At 49.6% G+C, this 17013-nt stretch carries 14 protein-coding genes and 4 tRNA genes; 13 read left to right on the top strand and 5 right to left on the bottom strand.

The annotated features are described in order from the left end of the window. The first annotated feature begins 10 nt into the window (after window positions 1-10). The 5 genes from IKQ95_05850 to IKQ95_05830 all read left to right on the top strand — a co-directional run bounded on the left by IKQ95_05850 (window position 11) and on the right by IKQ95_05830 (window position 1073). A tRNA-Val gene (locus tag IKQ95_05850) sits at window positions 11-85 on the top strand. Between the two features lie 15 nt (window positions 86-100). Then, a tRNA-Asp gene (locus IKQ95_05845) sits at window positions 101-178 on the top strand. Between the two features lie 26 nt (window positions 179-204). Then, a tRNA-Phe gene (locus IKQ95_05840) sits at window positions 205-280 on the top strand. A 48-nt stretch (window positions 281-328) separates the two neighbouring features. Continuing rightward, window positions 329-403: transfer RNA gene (locus tag IKQ95_05835), tRNA-Gly, on the top strand. A gap of 100 nt (window positions 404-503) precedes the next feature. Beyond that, window positions 504-1073: a hypothetical protein gene (locus IKQ95_05830; protein ID MBR4196217.1), complete on the top strand. Its 570-nt coding sequence runs from the start codon at window positions 504-506 to the stop codon at window positions 1071-1073. Between the two features lie 3 nt (window positions 1074-1076). Here IKQ95_05830 and IKQ95_05825 read toward each other — a convergent pair whose 3' ends face one another. Beyond that, complete coding sequence (locus IKQ95_05825; GenBank protein MBR4196216.1) at window positions 1077-5282, bottom strand: UvrD-helicase domain-containing protein; 4206 nt, start codon at window positions 5280-5282, stop codon at window positions 1077-1079. Window positions 5283-5437: 155 nt separating this feature from the next. On the opposite strand from IKQ95_05825, the gene IKQ95_05820 reads away from it, so the two are divergent. From IKQ95_05820 to IKQ95_05785, 8 genes are all read left to right on the top strand, one after another. Continuing rightward, on the top strand, window positions 5438-5959 hold the full coding sequence (locus IKQ95_05820) for a transposase (protein ID MBR4196215.1): 522 nt from the start codon (window positions 5438-5440) through the stop codon (window positions 5957-5959). 385 nt (window positions 5960-6344) lie between these two features. Beyond that, window positions 6345-7241 (top strand): 2-hydroxy-3-oxopropionate reductase, encoded by an 897-nt coding sequence (gene garR, locus IKQ95_05815; GenBank protein MBR4196214.1) that lies wholly within the window; start codon window positions 6345-6347, stop codon window positions 7239-7241. 102 nt (window positions 7242-7343) lie between these two features. Beyond that, entirely contained in the window at window positions 7344-8660 is a 1317-nt protein-coding gene (locus tag IKQ95_05810; GenBank protein ID MBR4196213.1) for a TolC family protein, read from the top strand. After that, complete coding sequence (locus IKQ95_05805) at window positions 8645-9490, top strand: PHP domain-containing protein (protein ID MBR4196212.1); 846 nt, start codon at window positions 8645-8647, stop codon at window positions 9488-9490. Before IKQ95_05810 ends, IKQ95_05805 begins: the two co-directional genes overlap by 16 nt. Before the next feature lie 2 nt (window positions 9491-9492). After that, on the top strand, window positions 9493-10764 hold the full coding sequence (locus IKQ95_05800) for an efflux RND transporter periplasmic adaptor subunit (protein MBR4196211.1): 1272 nt from the start codon (window positions 9493-9495) through the stop codon (window positions 10762-10764). Beyond that, window positions 10764-11480 carry an ABC transporter ATP-binding protein gene (locus tag IKQ95_05795; GenBank protein MBR4196210.1) on the top strand — a complete coding sequence of 239 codons (717 nt, stop codon included), beginning with the start codon at window positions 10764-10766 and terminating at the stop codon, window positions 11478-11480. Before IKQ95_05800 ends, IKQ95_05795 begins: the two co-directional genes overlap by 1 nt. Window position 11481: 1 nt before the next feature. Further along, window positions 11482-12426, top strand: coding sequence for a hypothetical protein (locus tag IKQ95_05790; GenBank protein MBR4196209.1), 945 nt, complete (start codon window positions 11482-11484; stop codon window positions 12424-12426). Between the two features lie 31 nt (window positions 12427-12457). Beyond that, window positions 12458-13345, top strand: a complete 888-nt coding sequence (locus tag IKQ95_05785) for a CfrBI family restriction endonuclease (protein ID MBR4196208.1) — start codon at window positions 12458-12460, stop codon at window positions 13343-13345. On the opposite strand, the gene rfbB is transcribed toward IKQ95_05785, so the two are convergent. Genes rfbB through rfbA form a run of 4 tightly spaced genes read right to left on the bottom strand, consistent with a single transcriptional unit; the run spans window position 13342 to window position 16654 of the window. Next, complete coding sequence (rfbB, locus tag IKQ95_05780; protein ID MBR4196207.1) at window positions 13342-14325, bottom strand: dTDP-glucose 4,6-dehydratase; 984 nt, start codon at window positions 14323-14325, stop codon at window positions 13342-13344. The genes IKQ95_05785 and rfbB overlap by 4 nt on opposite strands. Further along, on the bottom strand, window positions 14322-14879 hold the full coding sequence (rfbC, locus tag IKQ95_05775) for a dTDP-4-dehydrorhamnose 3,5-epimerase (GenBank protein MBR4196206.1): 558 nt from the start codon (window positions 14877-14879) through the stop codon (window positions 14322-14324). Before rfbC ends, rfbB begins: the two co-directional genes overlap by 4 nt. Next, window positions 14866-15771 (bottom strand): dTDP-4-dehydrorhamnose reductase, encoded by a 906-nt coding sequence (rfbD, locus tag IKQ95_05770; protein MBR4196205.1) that lies wholly within the window; start codon window positions 15769-15771, stop codon window positions 14866-14868. Before rfbD ends, rfbC begins: the two co-directional genes overlap by 14 nt. Next, complete coding sequence (gene rfbA / locus IKQ95_05765; protein ID MBR4196204.1) at window positions 15761-16654, bottom strand: glucose-1-phosphate thymidylyltransferase RfbA; 894 nt, start codon at window positions 16652-16654, stop codon at window positions 15761-15763. The genes rfbD and rfbA overlap by 11 nt, the downstream gene beginning before the upstream one ends. Window positions 16655-17013: the final 359 nt, after the last annotated feature.

Genomic DNA, 17013 nt, shown 5'->3' with positions numbered 1-17013 from the left:
TGTTCAAGCGGGGCGGATAGTTCAGCGGTAGAACACCTGCTTTACACGCAGGGGGTCGTAGGTTCGAACCCTGCTTCGCCCACCAGTGATTTACCTACGCGGGGTCGTAGCTCAGTCGGTTTAGAGTGTCGGCCTGTCACGCCGAAGGTCGCGAGTTCAAGTCTCGTCGGCCCCGCCAATAAATTAAATCACTAGACAATGCGAGGCGGGATAGCTCAGTCGGTAGAGCAATGGACTGAAAATCCATGTGTCCCCGGTTCGATTCTGGGTCCCGCCACCAGTAACAACAGTTGCCCCTGAGAAGGGGAAATGCAAAGGGGTATAAGTTGCGGAAGTAGCTCAGGGGTAGAGCACAACCTTGCCAAGGTTGGGGTCGCGGGTTCAAATCCCGTCTTCCGCTCCAAGAATGAGAAGATGACAGCTTCAGGGCAAAATAAACTCTGAGGCTTTTTTTTTGCGCTGATATAATAGCTTTGATTCTTATCATGAAAGGATGAGTCTTTATGCGTAAATTCAGGATGTGGAGCATGATTGCTGTGATTGGGATATTTGTCGCGGTTCTTTCGGGGTGCGGAGGGGGGAGTCTCGACAGCACAAACAGCGGGAATCAGGATACACTGAACATTCCTGACACTTACAGGACGCAGGAAGTTCTCAGCGGGGCATGGTCAGCAATTGACAGCACATCTCAGTTCAGCGCGGGGAATTTCGGCTTCAGGCTCAGTTCAGCGCGGCTCACGTTTGACTCTGTAGACATGTCCGGGAGCGTTGCTTATGCTACAGTGGGCAGTGCTCAGGAATGGCACACAAGCTACACGAGCGGCGACGAGCATATTAACCTAGGCATTCAGAATCTTGGACTCACTTTCTCGAATGAGGCCGGGAGAATGATCCATCAGGCAAAAGACAAATGGCGCTGCAACGTAGACGGGGACAGCGCAAAAACGCTCATGAACATAACAGTCTCATCAGACAAAATCATACGGGTAAACTATCAGGGAGTTACGCCCGCAATGTATGCAGGCTACAGCGCGGAATACAGTTTCACACTAAATTTCAGGAAGGAAGAATAGCCGTCATTCCCTCCCGCAGTAGTGCCTGAAAACACAGTCCCGGCAATTTTCGGAGTCGTCAGCTTTGTGATTGAAGTCCTTGCGGATAATTTTGCTTACGGTCTCGTCAAATCCCTTCATGATTTCTGCGGCCTCGTCCGGGTCATACTGGTATATGATTTCCGGGCTTCCATTCTCCTCTCCTGTGAAGTAAAGCCTGAGTCGGCCAGCATTGAGTCCCGTTGCGTTCCCGGCCATGAATGAATACGCGAAAATCTGACGGCGGTATGTTTCGAGGCGTTCGCGGTCTGCGCTGATGTTGACATTAGGTTTCGCGCCTGACTTGAAGTCTGTGATTTCCGTCTCACCGTCCCGGACTGAAATCAGGTCAATTTTCCCCCCAAGAATATAATCATCCCGGACAGTGTTCACATCATACTCCGCTTTTCTCACCGCTGACCAGTCATCGCCCTGCCTCTGAACGTAGCGCATAATCTGATTCAGCGCGGTGTTTCTTGCCGACTGACTCAGGTATGCCTGCTCACGCCGCGACAAATGTTCGTACTCATCCGCAAACCATGACGAAATATTTTCCGGCGTTATCCTGCTTTCCTCATGATTAATCACCGCCCTGTGTATGTCCTCAAGCACCGCATGTATCAATGTCCCCGTGAATGTTGATTCAGACCGCCCCGGCATGAACTCAAGCTCACGGAAAAATTTGTACTGCGTCGGGCATTTCTCGTACGTCAAAATATCGCCCGTGAATGAATACGTGTTCTTCAGCCCCGAAACTTTCGCCGGGCTTATTTCAGCGTCGGGAATCCGCAAAGATTCGTCAGCGTCATCAAGCCGGTTGTATGCGTCCTCAAAATATCGGCTCGGCGTATTCCTGTCCTCGCAGCACGTCAATATCAGCAAATCCTGCGCCCGCGTGAACGCAACATAGTACAGCCGCCAGAAGTCAAAGTACTTTACGCGGTCTTCAGGCTCAAATTCCGGCCTCCTGTAATATTTCCGGGATATGTCCCGCATAATCTCGCTCACGGAATTTTCCTGCGGGTATGCCCATAAGGAGTCGGCGAAAACTACAGGAAACTCCATCCCCTTGGCCTGATGTATAGTCATGAATGCCACATGGCCGGGCGGCACCGGGGACTCTCCGCCCTCGTATTCGTCTGCTCCCTCCTCTATCATGAAGCGCATATATATGTTCATCATTATCGTGAATTGATTGGCGATATATTTCGCGTTAAGGTTGTTGATGTTGTAGCTGTGCTCATAGTGCCGGAGAATCTGAACGAGCCGCGACAGATTCCGGGCAGGCCGCAGTTCTTTCACTGTCCCGGAAATATCCGCGCTCAATGCCGCGTCAAAAGGAGGGTACGCGAAAAGCTCATACAGCAAATCAGAGAAAGTATAGCCCGTGTAGCCCGTGAGTTTTGCGTGATGATTACGGCAGGAGATTATATGCTTCTTCAGGGCGGAATACTGCGGGCGGTCAATGTAGCGTTTCACATAGGCCAGGCACTTTTTGTAGTACGCAATATAATCCGGCTCGCCTCCGTTGAAGTTGAACGCCCCGGACTCTAGCCCCTTCAGGTAATCCGGGAACATTGCTATGATGCAGCCGACCGCGAAAATTATCTCTTTCCGCTGAAAGAACATATCAGAGCGCGGAGAATATACCCCTATGTTGTGTTCCTCAAGATATTGCGACAGGGCTTTGACATCAGGATTTTTCACGGAACGGAAGAGAAATGCTATCTGGCTGTAGTCGCTGAGTTTCCCGGAGTCTTTGAGGGACTGTATCAGGTGAAATATTTTCTCGTGCCATTCGTTTTTGTCGGCGATTCCTGCAAGCCTCATCACGGAAGGATTATTATTCATGGCCGGGCGGTATGCTTCAAGTTTCTTTTCATGCCTAAAAATTTCCCACGCGAAAAATTTTCCCGTGTCTGTCATCCATTGAGAGAAGAAATCTATTATCCCCGGTCTTGACCTGTAATTGAGCATGAGACGCACAACCCTGCATTCATTCCCGAAACGCCCCGGAAATTCGAGAATGTTGCGGACTTCCGCCCCCCTGAATCTATATATGCTCTGATCATCATCGCCCGCCGCGCAAATATTCCGGGACTCTCCCGCTATCAATAACGCTATTTGCTCCTGAATATAATTCGTGTCCTGATACTCGTCAGCCATGACATATTTCACACGGGCTTGAAGGTCTGCGAGGATTTCGGGATTGTCGCGGAGAAGTTTATACGTCTCAACAAGAATCGCCGACCAGCTCAGAGAGTTTGACTCCCGGAGAATGTCATCATGAATCTTCATGGCACGGCCTAACGCACTGACAGCAGGATTTGAGTCGCGGATTAATTCTTCAGGGTCAGCAAGCTCTTCCGACAGTGTATTGATACAGTCCCTAAGCTCGCGGGAATTTGCCCATCTTCCTTTTGACTTGAGCGCGGAAGAAAGTCCCGGAATCCCGTCAAACTTCTTCATGTTCTGCATAATCATGTAGGCGTGTCCGAAATCATCAAGAACCCGGAAATTTTTCGGCCTCCCGGTGAAGTCTGAGTACTCCTTCAGGATTCGCCCGCATATCGCGTGAAACGTCCCTGCGTACATTGCGCCAGTGTCGGCAGTGATATTCCGCCGTGAAAGCTCCTGAGTAACACGCGTAACAATCTCATTTGCGGCCTTATCGGTGAATGTCGCGAGCATGATATTTTCCGGGCTGACCCGCTTTTTCTGTATCAGAAACACAACGCGCTGCACAAGGGTGAAAGTTTTTCCCGTCCCAGGCCCGGCGATAATCAGAAGGGGGCCGTTTGTCGCTGTGATGGCTTCCCGCTGGGACTCGTTTGCGTTCCCAAAGTCGAAATCAGAGACATCATCAGGCGAAATTTTTGCGGACTCTGCGCTTTCTGTCTCTGTTGACGGGGTAATGCTCTCATCGACTCCGAGATACGACAGCAGATAATCTCCGGGGGATTCGCTCTTGCAGAATGGAATCATATTGCGGTCAGTGTTGCGGATGTCATTGCGTGAGACAAGAATTATTGACTCGGACTTGGGATTGTTCCCGGTGATATTGATATGCTGTGAGAAATCGCCGGGGGACGCTGGCATGTCGTAATGAACGGTGAAGCGTATATCTCTGCGGGAAATTTCGCGGTAAAGCAACATTGGCATGATGAGCAGGGAGTCATTCAGCCCGCCAAAATCCCGGAGCATTTCCCCTAACTTGTAGGCCGTCTCAGGAGTCGAGCAGTAAATCACACCGGGGACTCCTGCTTTCCCCGCTAATATCTCGTTCAGTGCTGACTGCTTATTTTCGGCGCGTATGATTCGTATCTCTGAATTATCCCGTCTGAAGCCCGTTATGACTTTCAGCGGAGAATTAAGCCCGGCGAGCTTCAACAATTCCTGCCTAAGCGCGGGGCTTGTAGTGTCGGCGAAAATTCCGGCGGTGATTTTTCGTGATGTTATTGATGAGACAATATCCGGCCATGAGGCGAGGCCGTGAGGAGTCCCCCAGCGTGAAATGATTGCGGCCATAGAAATTTCTGACTTCTTCAGGGCTGACAGGGAGTCGGACTCTGATAACTGCTGAACGGTCGAATAAAGTATCTTGCACGTACCGTTACGGACTTTGCGGAGGATTTCGCGCCTCTTTGCGGGAGTCAGGGAGGGCGATAATATTTCGGAGTGAGAGTCGGCGAGGGAGTCGGGCGGGTCATCGGGAGTAACAGCGAGAGTAACGCCGGGCATTAACAGCGCGGGGAGGCGGTAACAAATGCTCCTGCCGTAATTTTCGGGCATTGAGCAGAAGACATCGCGCCCGGACAAAAGTGCGTCAATGATTTCCTCCTGTCCCGGCCTGAAATTGTCGTACCCGAAATGCTGACGTAACAGCGACAAAAGATAGTTAGGCTTTTCAGGAATCGGCTGTGATTTTTCGGGCTTTGTCTGTTCGGACTGAATGAGGGCGGCGAGCTGTCTGTTCTGTTCCTTTGCGCGTGATAATTCCTCCTGAGCCTGCGACAATTTTTCGTTCAGGGATTCTATTTCGGCCTCGCGGGACTCTAGCGTGCTGTGCAATGAAATTAAATGTGCGCTGAGTGTCTTTATCTCGTCATCCTGCCTTGCTGTTTTCTCGGTCAGTAATTTCGTCCTTGCGCTGATTAAATTCTGAACCTGCTGTTTCTCTTCGTCTGTCAAAAATTTCACTCCCTTGTCTGATGGAAGCTATTATAGATTAATGGGCGGGGAAAATATTTGCGGGCTTAATCAAAATCAGCGACAACAGAGGAGAGTCCCTGAGTCAGTCCATTCTTGACAGAAAATATATCCCCCGTTTTTTAGGCGGGGGGTGTTTGCCGGTGTTATTCCTTTCCGGCTTTCTGAATTTTTCAGGCGGAAAATGTCAGTTTCACATTCAGCTGTGCATAGTTCATCTTGTTCGGAACAGTTTGAAATACGTATCGTACAAATACCGCAAGGAATTAGCGCGAGATTTGAAGGAAATCTACCATGCCGGAACGTTGGAAGGGGCCGAAGCAGCCTTGCTTAGACTAGGGGAAAAGTGGAACGAGAAGTCGCCAGCAATCTACTCGCTTTGGGAACGTAACTGGGAGAACATAGTAACAATCTTCACGTACCCGGCGGAGATAAGACGAGTGATATATACGACCAACGCGATCGAGTCGCTCAACGGAGTAATAAGAAGCCGCATGAAAACGAAACGGATACTAGGGAGCGATGAGAGTGCGGTGAAACTGGTATGGATAGCGGTATCAAAAGCGTCCCAGAAGTGGACAATGCCGATAAGCAACTGGTCAAAAGCATTAAGGCACTTCTATGTGAGATACGCAGACCGTTTCCCGAAAGTGTCATAGAAAAATCTCATACACAGTTTACTTGACAGACCCCAGAGTGTAGCATTCACTTTCAAAAAGTGGCGTATGGAAGAAACTTTTATCCATATGGATTATGGTATTTTGTATATTCCGTAGTCTTCTGAGTACATGCTCCCCTTGCCGGATAACTGCCTTCTGAACATTTGGAGAGTATCGATAATAATGAGCCAGCATCGATATAGTCAAGCCCGCCTTCATTCTGCCGCGGCGACTGTGTAACAAGCGTCAGCCGTGACAAATCAGGCCGTTCTCCATCTCAGAACAAGCCCATGATGATTCGAGACGTAATATACCGCATAATGAAGTGAAGCACTCTGTTATAATTTGAAACGTAAATATTTCCACAAAGAGAGGAAGCACACAAATGAAGATAGGATTTATCGGACTGGGCATTATGGGCAAGCCTATGGCAAAGAACCTCATCAAAGCCGGACATGAGCTGAGAGTCTACGACCGTACAGCGGCAGTTGCGGATGAGGTTGTAGAGTTCGGGAAAGGGAAAGCCGTCAAAGCAGCAAACGCCGTAGACGCAGCTAAAGGTGTCGAGCTTGTGTTGACCATGCTGCCCAATTCGCCGCACGTCAAAAGCGTCATGCTTGAGGATGACAAAGTCGCCGACCACATGGAGAAAGGCGCGGCCTTCATTGATATGTCGTCCATCAACCCGATTGCCAGCCGTGAAATTGCTGACGCTCTCGCCAAAAAGGGAATCGATATGCTTGACGCTCCCGTGTCAGGCGGTGAGCCGAAAGCCATTGACGGCACATTAAGTTTCATGGTAGGCGGCAAAAAGGAAGTGTTCGCGAAATTCGAGCCGGTGCTAAAGGCTATGGGAAGCTCCGTAGTCCTCTGCGGTGAAATCGGCGCGGGCAACGTAACGAAACTCTGTAATCAGATAGTTGTAGCCGTAAACATCGCGGCAGTGAGTGAGGCTCTCATGCTCGGCAAAAAGGCAGGCGTTAATCCTGAAGCAATATACCAGGCAATACGCGGAGGACTCGCAGGCTCTACAGTCATGGACGCAAAAGCACCCATGATTATGGATCGCAACTTCAAGCCCGGCTTCAAGATTGACCTTCACATTAAGGACTTGGCCAACGTCATGGACGCGGCTAAAGCTGTCGACAGTCCCATACCTTTAACGGTTCAGGTTGCGGAAATGATGAAGATTCTTCACGGGGACGGCTGCGGGCAGGACGATCACAGCGCACTCGCCAAAGTCTACGAGAAGATGGCCAACACCGAAATCACACGCGGCTAGAGTTTCACAAAGTCTTCAATCAATCTGAATATACTGGACTCCGTGATTTAGTGTAAAATCTTCTTCACGGGGTCTAATTTTATTTCAGGAGTTATTGCTGATATGCGCGGAATTTTTCTCACACTCTCAATAATATTATTGTCCTTCACAGCCTCATACGCTCAGAATATTTCACCCGATATTTCGGGACTCTCTCTTGAAGAATGTCTAATCCTCTCACTGAACAATCACCCCTCACTCCGAAAAACTAAAGCCTCAGCAAAAGACATAGAAGCGCAGATAGAGTCCCTAAGAGCCGCGGCAAGAGTCAAAGTTACAGCGACAGGCTCGGCTAGGTACAACGGGGATTATGATTACTTCAGCGACAATTACCACAACGAGTCAATCACACTCAGCGCAACGAAATTAATTTACGACAACAGCCGCAACAAAATTCAGCGGCAGATACGCGCCGAAAATCTTTCCGCCTCGCGTGAGACTCACCGCCGCACAATGACAACCGTAACAGCCGAGGCCAAACGCAAATATTATGACCTTGTGCTTGAATTTCTTGACCGCGATTTACAGCAGGAGAAAGTGAATAATCTTGAGGAACATTTGAACAGGGCGCAGGGACTCTACGAGGTCGGCAACAGCCCCTATATTGACGTAACGAAAGCCCAGACTGATTTGTCGTCGGCAAGAGTCGCCCTCCTCAAAGCCAACAATGATATATTACTCGCGCAGGAAGCCCTGAAGGTCGCAATGGGTACGGAGCTTCACAGCCCGTTCAACATTTCTGTACCGTCTGAATTATTACTGCCCTCGCTCCCAGAAAATTTTGCTTCACTTGTTGACGTAGCACTCTCTGACCGTCCCGACTTCCGCAAACTTATGCACGACATCACAGCGGGCGAACTCACCATAAAGGACGCGGCAAGGGCAGATTCCCCGACAATAACAGGCCAGGCTGGGACATCACTGAGCAATTCACAGCACGGGACAGCGAACACGAATTATTATGCGGGCGTGAGCGTGAATGTTCCTGTCGCGGACGGAGGCGAGACGAAAGCGGCAATCACCCGCGCAAGGATTCAGCTTGAGCAGGTTTACGCGGATGTTGACACGCTGAGGCAGAATATCACTTACGGCGTAATGAGTGCGGCATTGTCCCTCCTCAACGCAAAAGACCGGGCAATAGCGGCAGAAGAGGCCGTGAAATATTCGGAGGAGAATTTAGAGCTGGCGAACGGACGCTACATTGTAGGGGTCGGAAATTCCGTAGAAGTAAGCGATGCAGTATCAGCCCTCGCGGAAGCAAAGCACACATACTATCAGGCAATATATGACGCTCAGACAGCGCGGGCGAATCTTGACGAGGCACTTGGGCATTTTCCGCCCGAAATAGAAGGGAGACAGGATTTATGGCAGGAACAGTAGACTTGCACATTCACACGAACGCTTCAGACGGCACAGACTCGCCGGAGCAATTGTTGTGGAACATTCAGAAGGCCGGAATAAATATTTTTGCAGTAACAGATCATGACACAATCAAAGGCGCGCTGAGAATGAAGAAGATAATCCCGCCTGGTATAAAGTTCATTCAGGGCGTGGAGTTCTCATGCGTTACTGATACGGGGACAAAGTGCCATATTCTTGGACTGGGATATGACGAGTACAACCCCGATTTCCGGGAGGCTCTGAGAACGGGCGACAGTCTCAGGCATCAGAAATTTCACCTGCGTATAAAGCTCTTGCGGGAAAATTTCGGGATTGAGTTTACGGACGACGAAATAACATCGCTGCTCAACATTCCCAGCGTCGGAAAGCCTCACATAGCCAACATGATGGTGATGAAGGGACTCGCTGACAATATACAGGACGCAATAGAACGCTACATCGACAAATGCAGGACAGGAACAACGAGAATCCCGGCGCGTCAGGCAGTGAGGGCGATATTGTCGGCTGACGGCTTCCCGGTCTGGGCGCACCCTCTCGGCGGTGAGGGCGAGAAGGAGTCAACAGAGGAAACATTCAGGATGACCCTGCGCGAATTGATGTCATACGGCATAAAGGGCTTGGAGTGCTGGTACTCGAAATATCCCGTGTCAAAATGCAAATGGCTGACGGAATACGCAGAAACATCCGGGCTTCTTGTCTCAGGAGGAAGCGACTATCACGGGACGAACAAATCAATACCGCTTGGCCGTCTCAATTCCGACAACGAAAGCATAGGCTACGAACGTTTGAGCATTCTGCGGAGGCTGTAGCAATGAGAGCGGGACTCAAGAAATTATTGATACTGGGAATTTTCGCGGGACTCTGCTGGCTGGGATGGGAGTATTTTTTCGCGCCCGAACCCGTGAATTACGGCCTCACAACGTCAGCGATAACGCGGGGTGATATAGTCTCGGAAGTTACAGCAACAGGCGAGCTTAACGCGATAAGTGTCGTAGAAGTCGGGACTCAGGTCTCAGGAACAGTGCAGGAAATTTACGTTGACTTCAATTCGCCCGTGAAAGCAGGTCAATTAATCGCGCTGATAGACCCTTCTGTCTTGCGCTTAACCCTCAACGAGTCTCAAGCCTCCCTAGCTGTGAATGAAGCCGCCGTGAAAAGCGCACAGGCCGCCCTTACCGACTCACAGCGGAAATACACGCGGAACAAGGAATTATTCAGCCGGAAATTAATCGCCCGCAGTGAAGTTGATACCAGTGAAGCAGACGTAGAAATGAAGAAAGCCTCACTGCAGGAAGCGCAATCCCGCGTAAAGCAGGCAAAAGCAGCAGTAGAACGCGCGCGTACCAACCTGAATTACACGCAGATAAAATCTCCCGTGAACGGAGTCGTCATTGACAGGCAGGTTGACGCAGGGCAGACAGTCGCGGCAAGTTTGCAGGCTCCGACACTCTTCAAGATTGCGGAAGATTTGACACGGATGAGAATTGAGACGAAAGTAGACGAGGCCGACATAGGCACGGTAGCAGAGGGGCAAAACGTAACTTTCAGGGTTGATGCTTTCCCTGACGAAACATTTTCGGGGAAGGTCGTCCAAGTCAGAATAGCTCCCAACACAAGCGAAAATGTTGTAACGTACACAGTAATAATACACGTAAGCAACGATGAATTGAAGCTCAAGCCCGGAATGACCGCGAATGTATCAATCGAGACGGCCAAATCAGAAAACGTACTCCGAATCCCCGTAGCGGCATTGAGATTCACACCCCCTGAAGATTTGCTTGCGACTATCTCATTTGACCGCGATATATTGACGGCAAAGAAGACTCTTCATTCGGGAATCGTGTGGCCTGAGCGAAACGGATTCATGATGAGGCCGATACAGGTTGTTACGGGTATAACCGACAGCCAATGGGTAGAGCTGGTAAAGGAAAGCTCTGACAGAAAACGGCCTGCACTGCGCGAGGGAGTCGAACTCGTAACGAATGCCCAGAAAGGAGTCAGCACAGGAACAAATACACGCGGGGGATTATTCGGTGCTCCCGGCGGAGGAAGGCGGCGTACTGGCGGAGGCGGTCCGAGATAATGAGCATAATAGAAGTGCGCGACCTCACGAAAATTTATGTTACGGGCGACATAGAATTACGCGCTCTTGACGGAGTGAGCTTCAAGATTGAGCGGGGGGAATTTGTCTGCGTGATGGGGCCTTCAGGTTCGGGGAAGTCTACGATGATGAATATATTAGGGTGTCTTGACGTTCCTACGAGCGGGAAATACGAGCTTGACGGGGTAGATGTGAAAGACCAGACTAAGGCCGAGCTTGCCGACATTCGGAATCAGAAACTGGGATTTGTGTTTCAGGGCTTCAACCTCCTGCCGAAAGTTGACGCTGTAGAGAATGTAGAATTGCCCCTGCTTTATCGCGGAGTCAGCTCGTCAGAAAGAAGGAAAGCCGCCGTTAATGCCCTCGAAAAAGTTGGACTCGGAAAAAGACTCCATCACCGCCCCGCGCAAATGTCAGGCGGACAACAGCAGAGAGTCGCAATAGCCCGCGCAATAGTCGGAGAAGCACCGATTATATTAGCCGATGAGCCTACCGGGAATCTTGACACAAAGACAACTGTCGAGATCATGAATATCTTTACGGAGCTTCACAGGCAGGGGATAACGGTGATACTTGTTACGCATGAGCCGGAGATAGCGACATGGAGCGAGAGAGTATTACGATTCAGGGACGGGAGATTGATTGCGGACGAGGCCGCCCCGAAAATCGAGGAGCTTGACAGCGAGGCCAAGCACTAAAATGTACACAGTCGAAAATGTTAAAGCACTTGCGAAAGTGAGAACGCCTGAAAGTTTCGACACGCTTCTTGAAATATTCAGGTCAGACGAAAATATTGACGTTAGCCGCGAGGCAGTGTCATCTATCGGCAGGCACAACGACAGCGCAAGGATATATTCATTTCTGAGGGAGGAAGCATTCAGCCGGGATAACCCGATGGAATTAATATATCAGATGTTCAGGACATGCCTTTACAGGAGCAGGGATGACGAAAGATTTTCGCGCCTTCGTGATGAGATGATAGCTTTCTGGGACAATGAGATTATCGGCAAAATGAACGAGTACTACAATTTTCGTCAGCCAAAAGAAAAGCCCCTCCCCGTGAACAGAATAACATCTCCGCTTCTGCTTATCGGCGACAACACAGAGACACTCAAAGCTCTTCCGGAAAATTCGGTGCAGCTCATATTCACGTCCCCGCCGTATTACAACGCCCGCGAGTATTCGGACTACTCACCATACGCCGTATACCTGTCGAAAATGGGCGAAACATTTTCCGCGTGTCATCGTGTGCTTGAGGACGGACGCTTTATCATCGTGAACGTGTCGCCAGTGATAACACGCCGTCCCGGGCGCGAGTTCGAGAGCATAAGATACCCGATACATTACGACCTGCACAGAGTTTTGACGGAGACGGGATATTACTTTGTGGACGAAATTTTATGGGTCAAGCCGGAGCCTTCTGGGTCTGACAGGCACGACGATGAGCCAATCGACACAACAAACTGCTGGTACATTGCGCCGAAATATGACAAGAATCACCCTGCTGTTTTCCCGGAGGAATTATGCCGGAAAGTCTTGCGCTATTATTCGTTCGAGGGGGACACGGTGCTGGATACTTTTGCGAGTTCGGGGACATTCGGAAGGGCGGCGCGGAAAATGGCAAGGATTCCTGTTCTGTGTTAGATTAACGGGGATTACGCGGATATTATCGAGAGTGAAAGCGTGGGATATTATGACGTTCGGGGAAGAAGCGGTAAGAAACACGGTCAGCAGATTATTATCTGGATATGATTACAGAGAAATTATAGTTCATGCAATCGATAAGCTATTCTTTGATTTCTTCGTAAAATTTTTCCGTGAGATCGTATACGCAAAATTTGACGGCGGAAATATTAATATGGCATGGTATATAGAACATTTCATTGACGGTGATAATGTTTCGCCTGATGACGCTGTAATTTACGCCGGGCTTAACAGGAAGACTATCACAAATATATACGGGACTTCAGCTCGTAAAATTATGCTAGACACATCGAAAAATAATCTTGAGAGTTTAAGTGCTGTGATTAACGAAATTGAGAAGAACTCAGAAGACGATTTTGCACTATCAACTAAAATCACCCATAATGACATTACTGTAGAACTTTCTTTAACTGAAAGCCTGTTAGTCATTAATGCTTTGGCTGCGAAAAAACTTCAAATTATAGGCGGAGCATGGAGCGCAATCGGTAAAAGAGTCGAGAAGCCGTTAGTTGATGAGCTGTGCAGGCGCGCAGGAGTCCCTGAAGAATTTATTGACAGGGAAAATTTCAGGCGTAATAAGAGTCTCCCGTATGACCGCGAGACTGATTACCGCCTCAAAAGCATTACGGGGAAAGTTTACCGCGTTGAAGTGAAATTGATGGGCAGGGGGAATCCTGAGAGCGCAGACATGACTATAGCGCGGGACACCGACATATTCATAGCTGACACTCTCAGCGGGCAGGCTCAATCACAGCTCAAAGAACGCGGAACAGAATATCTCACCCTGCGCGATAATGGCCGGATAATTCCTGACTTCACAGAAATTTTAGACCGCCTCAGAATCCCCCGCAGGCATTAAGCCTTCACCAATGGCCGCCACCACGACTCATTGTCGAGATACCAGCGTATTGTCTTCTTTATCCCATCCGCGAATCTCGTCTCAGGCCGCCACCCTAACCGCAGGTATATCTTTGTCGGGTCAATAGCATATCTCAGGTCATGGCCTTTCCTGTCCTCCACAAACGTAATCAGGCTCTCAGGCTTCCCAAGCTCCGCGCATATCAGACGGACAATATCAATATTCCTCATCTCGTTATGCCCGCCGATGTTGAAGATTTCACCCTCCGAGTCAGTGTCGTGAATTATCATGTCTATAGCCCGGCAGTGATCCTCAACATATAGCCAGTCCCGGACGTTTATCCCTTTTCCGTAAACAGGTAGCGGCTTATCATGAAGGGCGTTGATTATCATCAGGGGGATTAATTTCTCCGGGAAATGATACGGGCCGTAATTGTTCGAACACCGCGAAATACTCACGGGCAAATTGTACGTCCTGTGATACGCAAGCACTAACATATCAGCTCCTGCTTTGGAGGCTGAATACGGCGATGATGTGTGAATCGGCGAGTCCTCCGTGAAAAACAGGTCAGGGCGGTCAAGCGGCAAATCCCCGTAAACCTCATCCGTGCTTACCTGATGATAGCGCGTTATTCCGTACTTCATGCAAGCGTCAAGAAGTACCCCTGTCCCAAGCGTGTTTGTGAACAGGAAAATTCCCGGGTCATTTATTGAGCGGTCAACATGAGATTCCGCCGCGAAATTCACCACGATGTCGGGCCGCTCCCGCTCAAACAGGCCGTATACCCTCTCACGGTCGCAGATGTCCATGTGGAAGAACGATATTTTTCCCTCAGCAATAACTTCCTTCAGGGTAGCGAGATTCCCGGCGTATGTCAGCTTGTCGATACAGATTATTTTGTCTTCAGGGTGAGACTTCAGCATGTGGAAAATGAAATTGCTTCCGATAAAGCCCGCTCCCCCGGTTACGATTATTTTCACGGCAATACAGCCTCCCTTAATGTCGGTAATTTGCTGTCCCTCTCGATAATGTTCAATGGCGCGTCAACTTTAGGCCAGTCGATATTTACATCGGGGTCAGAATATATTATCCCGCCCTCATCGTTTGGGTGCCAGTAGTCATCGCACTTGTAGCAGAACTCCGCAAAGTCAGAAATAACAAGGAAGCCATGAGCGAATCCCTTGGGAATCAAAAACTGCCTGTGATTGTCCTCCGTCAGAATTATTCCGTAATACTTCCCGAATGTCGCGCTTCCCCTGCGAACGTCAACAGCTACATCATACACTGCCCCCCGTATTACCCGTACTAATTTCGTCTGCGGATAATGTATCTGGAAATGAAGCCCCCGGAGGACTCCCTTTGTGCTGCTGCTCTGGTTGTCCTGCACAAAATCGTAATCAAGCCCGGCTTCGGCCATGTCCCTGCGGTTGTATGTCTCTGTGAAATACCCGCGCTTGTCCCCGTGTACCGTCTGTGTGATAACGCAGAGTCCCTCAATCCCTCCGGCGTTATGTTCAACGCTAATCTGACTCATATTCTGACAGATACCTCCTCAATGCGTCCCGCCAGTCCGGGAGCGGCTCAAATCCTGATGATACCAGCTTGCTTTTGTCGAGACGGGAATTATACGGCCTCTTTGCTTTTGACAGCCCATATTCAGCAGTCGTTACGGGAATCACATTCACATTAACGCCCGACTGCCGGAATATCTCACACGCGAAATCATACCAGCTAATATAGCCGCCCTCGTTCGTTGCGTGGTATATGCCAAATTTATCCGTCATGCTAATGTCAGCGAGAAGCCGCGCCAAATCGGGAGTGTATGTAGGAGTCCCTATCTGATCATTCACGACTCGGAGCGTGTCATGAGTCCGTGAAAGTTTCAGCATTGTTCGGACGAAATTATTTCCGTTTTTCCCGAAAACCCACGCGATTCGGACAATGAAGAATTTTTGCAGGTACTTCTTCACCGCTAACTCTCCCTGCAATTTCGTGTACCCGTAATAATTCAGCGGGGAAAATGATTCGTCATCAGGCTTTCGGGGGGCTGTCCCGGTTCCGTCAAAAACATAGTCCGTGCTGATGTATGTCATGATGAGATTGTGTTCCGCGCAGGCTTTTGCGATGTTCTCAGTGCCGATTACGTTGACGGCGTAAACTTTTGCCCGGTTCGCATCATCCTCGGCAGAGTCGACAGCAGTCCACGCGGCGCAATGTATGACTCTTGAGACTCCTGACTTCCTCATGGCCAAGTCAACAGCGTCCGAGTCCGTGATGTCGAGGGGGATATATTCGCATTCCTCATCCCCGGAAAATTCCGGCTGAATGTCTGAGGCAACGCAGGAAATTCCGCGCCCGGTTAATTCGTGAACAAGGTCGCGCCCTAACTGGCCGTTTGCCCCCGTGATGAAAATTTTATCTTGCATCGATATACTTCCCTTCTATAACGTCAATCAAATACTGCCCGTACTGATTTTTCCTGAGCTGGTTTGCGACCGTCATAACATTTTCGCGGGTAATCCATCCGTTAAGGTAGGCGATTTCCTCAAGACAGGCTATCTTTCTGTGCTGGTGAGTCTCAAGAGTCTTGACGAAATTCGTAGCGTCCGCGAGGCTCTCATGAGTCCCGGTGTCAAGCCACGTAAAGCCCTGTCCGAGTAATTCAACGTTCAGCTCTCCGCGCTCAAGATATATCCTGTTGAGGTCGGTAATTTCGAGTTCACCGCGCTTTGAGGGCTTCAGGGATTCGGCAAACTCTATCACCCTGTTGTCATAGAAATACAGCCCCGTAACGGCGTAATTGCTTTTGGGATGTTCGGGCTTCTCCTCAATGGACACTGCCCGGCCGTGTGAGTCAAACTCTACGATTCCGAAACGCTCCGGGTCATCGACATAGTAGCCGAAAATTGTCGCTCCCTTCCCGGATTCGGCGTTCGAGACAGCCTCAGCGAGTCGGCGAGTCAATCCCTGCCCGGAAAATATATTGTCGCCGAGAATCATCGCGGCTGTGTCATGGCCGATAAAGTCCTTTCCGAGAATGAACGCCTGCGCGAGTCCGTCAGGTGATGGCTGAACCTTGTACGAGAATTTAACGCCGAATCTTTCGCCAGTGCCTAAAAGTTTCTCGAAACGGGGCAAATCATCGGGCGTTGAGATTATGAGAATGTCGCGGATTTTTGCCTGCATTAGGATTGATACCGGGTAATATATCATCGGCTTGTCGTAAACGGGCAGTAATTGCTTTGATGTTACGAGGGTCAGAGGGTACAAGCGAGTCCCGCTTCCCCCGGCCAGTACGATTCCTTTCATGTTTGTGTCCTCCTGAATGTTTGTGTGAATTATACGGGATATAAGATTTCTCTGCTATAATTTCGCCATTCATCAGAAAGGAGATATTGACATTGACGGAATATTGTGGATATAAACGCCCAACGCCCAACGCCCAACGCTGATTCATGCCCAAAATCAGATGACGTAATTCACATAGTGCTGGCGGTATATGATCCTTCAGGCACGTATTCACAGCACGCCGGAGTCACAATGACTTAAATTTTCGAGAACACTCACAGCAAAGTTACAGTTCACATTCTACATGACGACACACTCACAGACGACAACAGGCAGAAATTCATACGGACAGCGGAAAAATATTCGCAGGGTCTTGAGCT

Source organism: Synergistaceae bacterium (assembly GCA_017540085.1).
Classification (GTDB): domain Bacteria; phylum Synergistota; class Synergistia; order Synergistales; family Aminobacteriaceae; genus JAFUXM01.
Note: the sequence above shows the minus strand (reverse complement) of the source record. Positions and strands in the feature narration are given on the sequence as shown.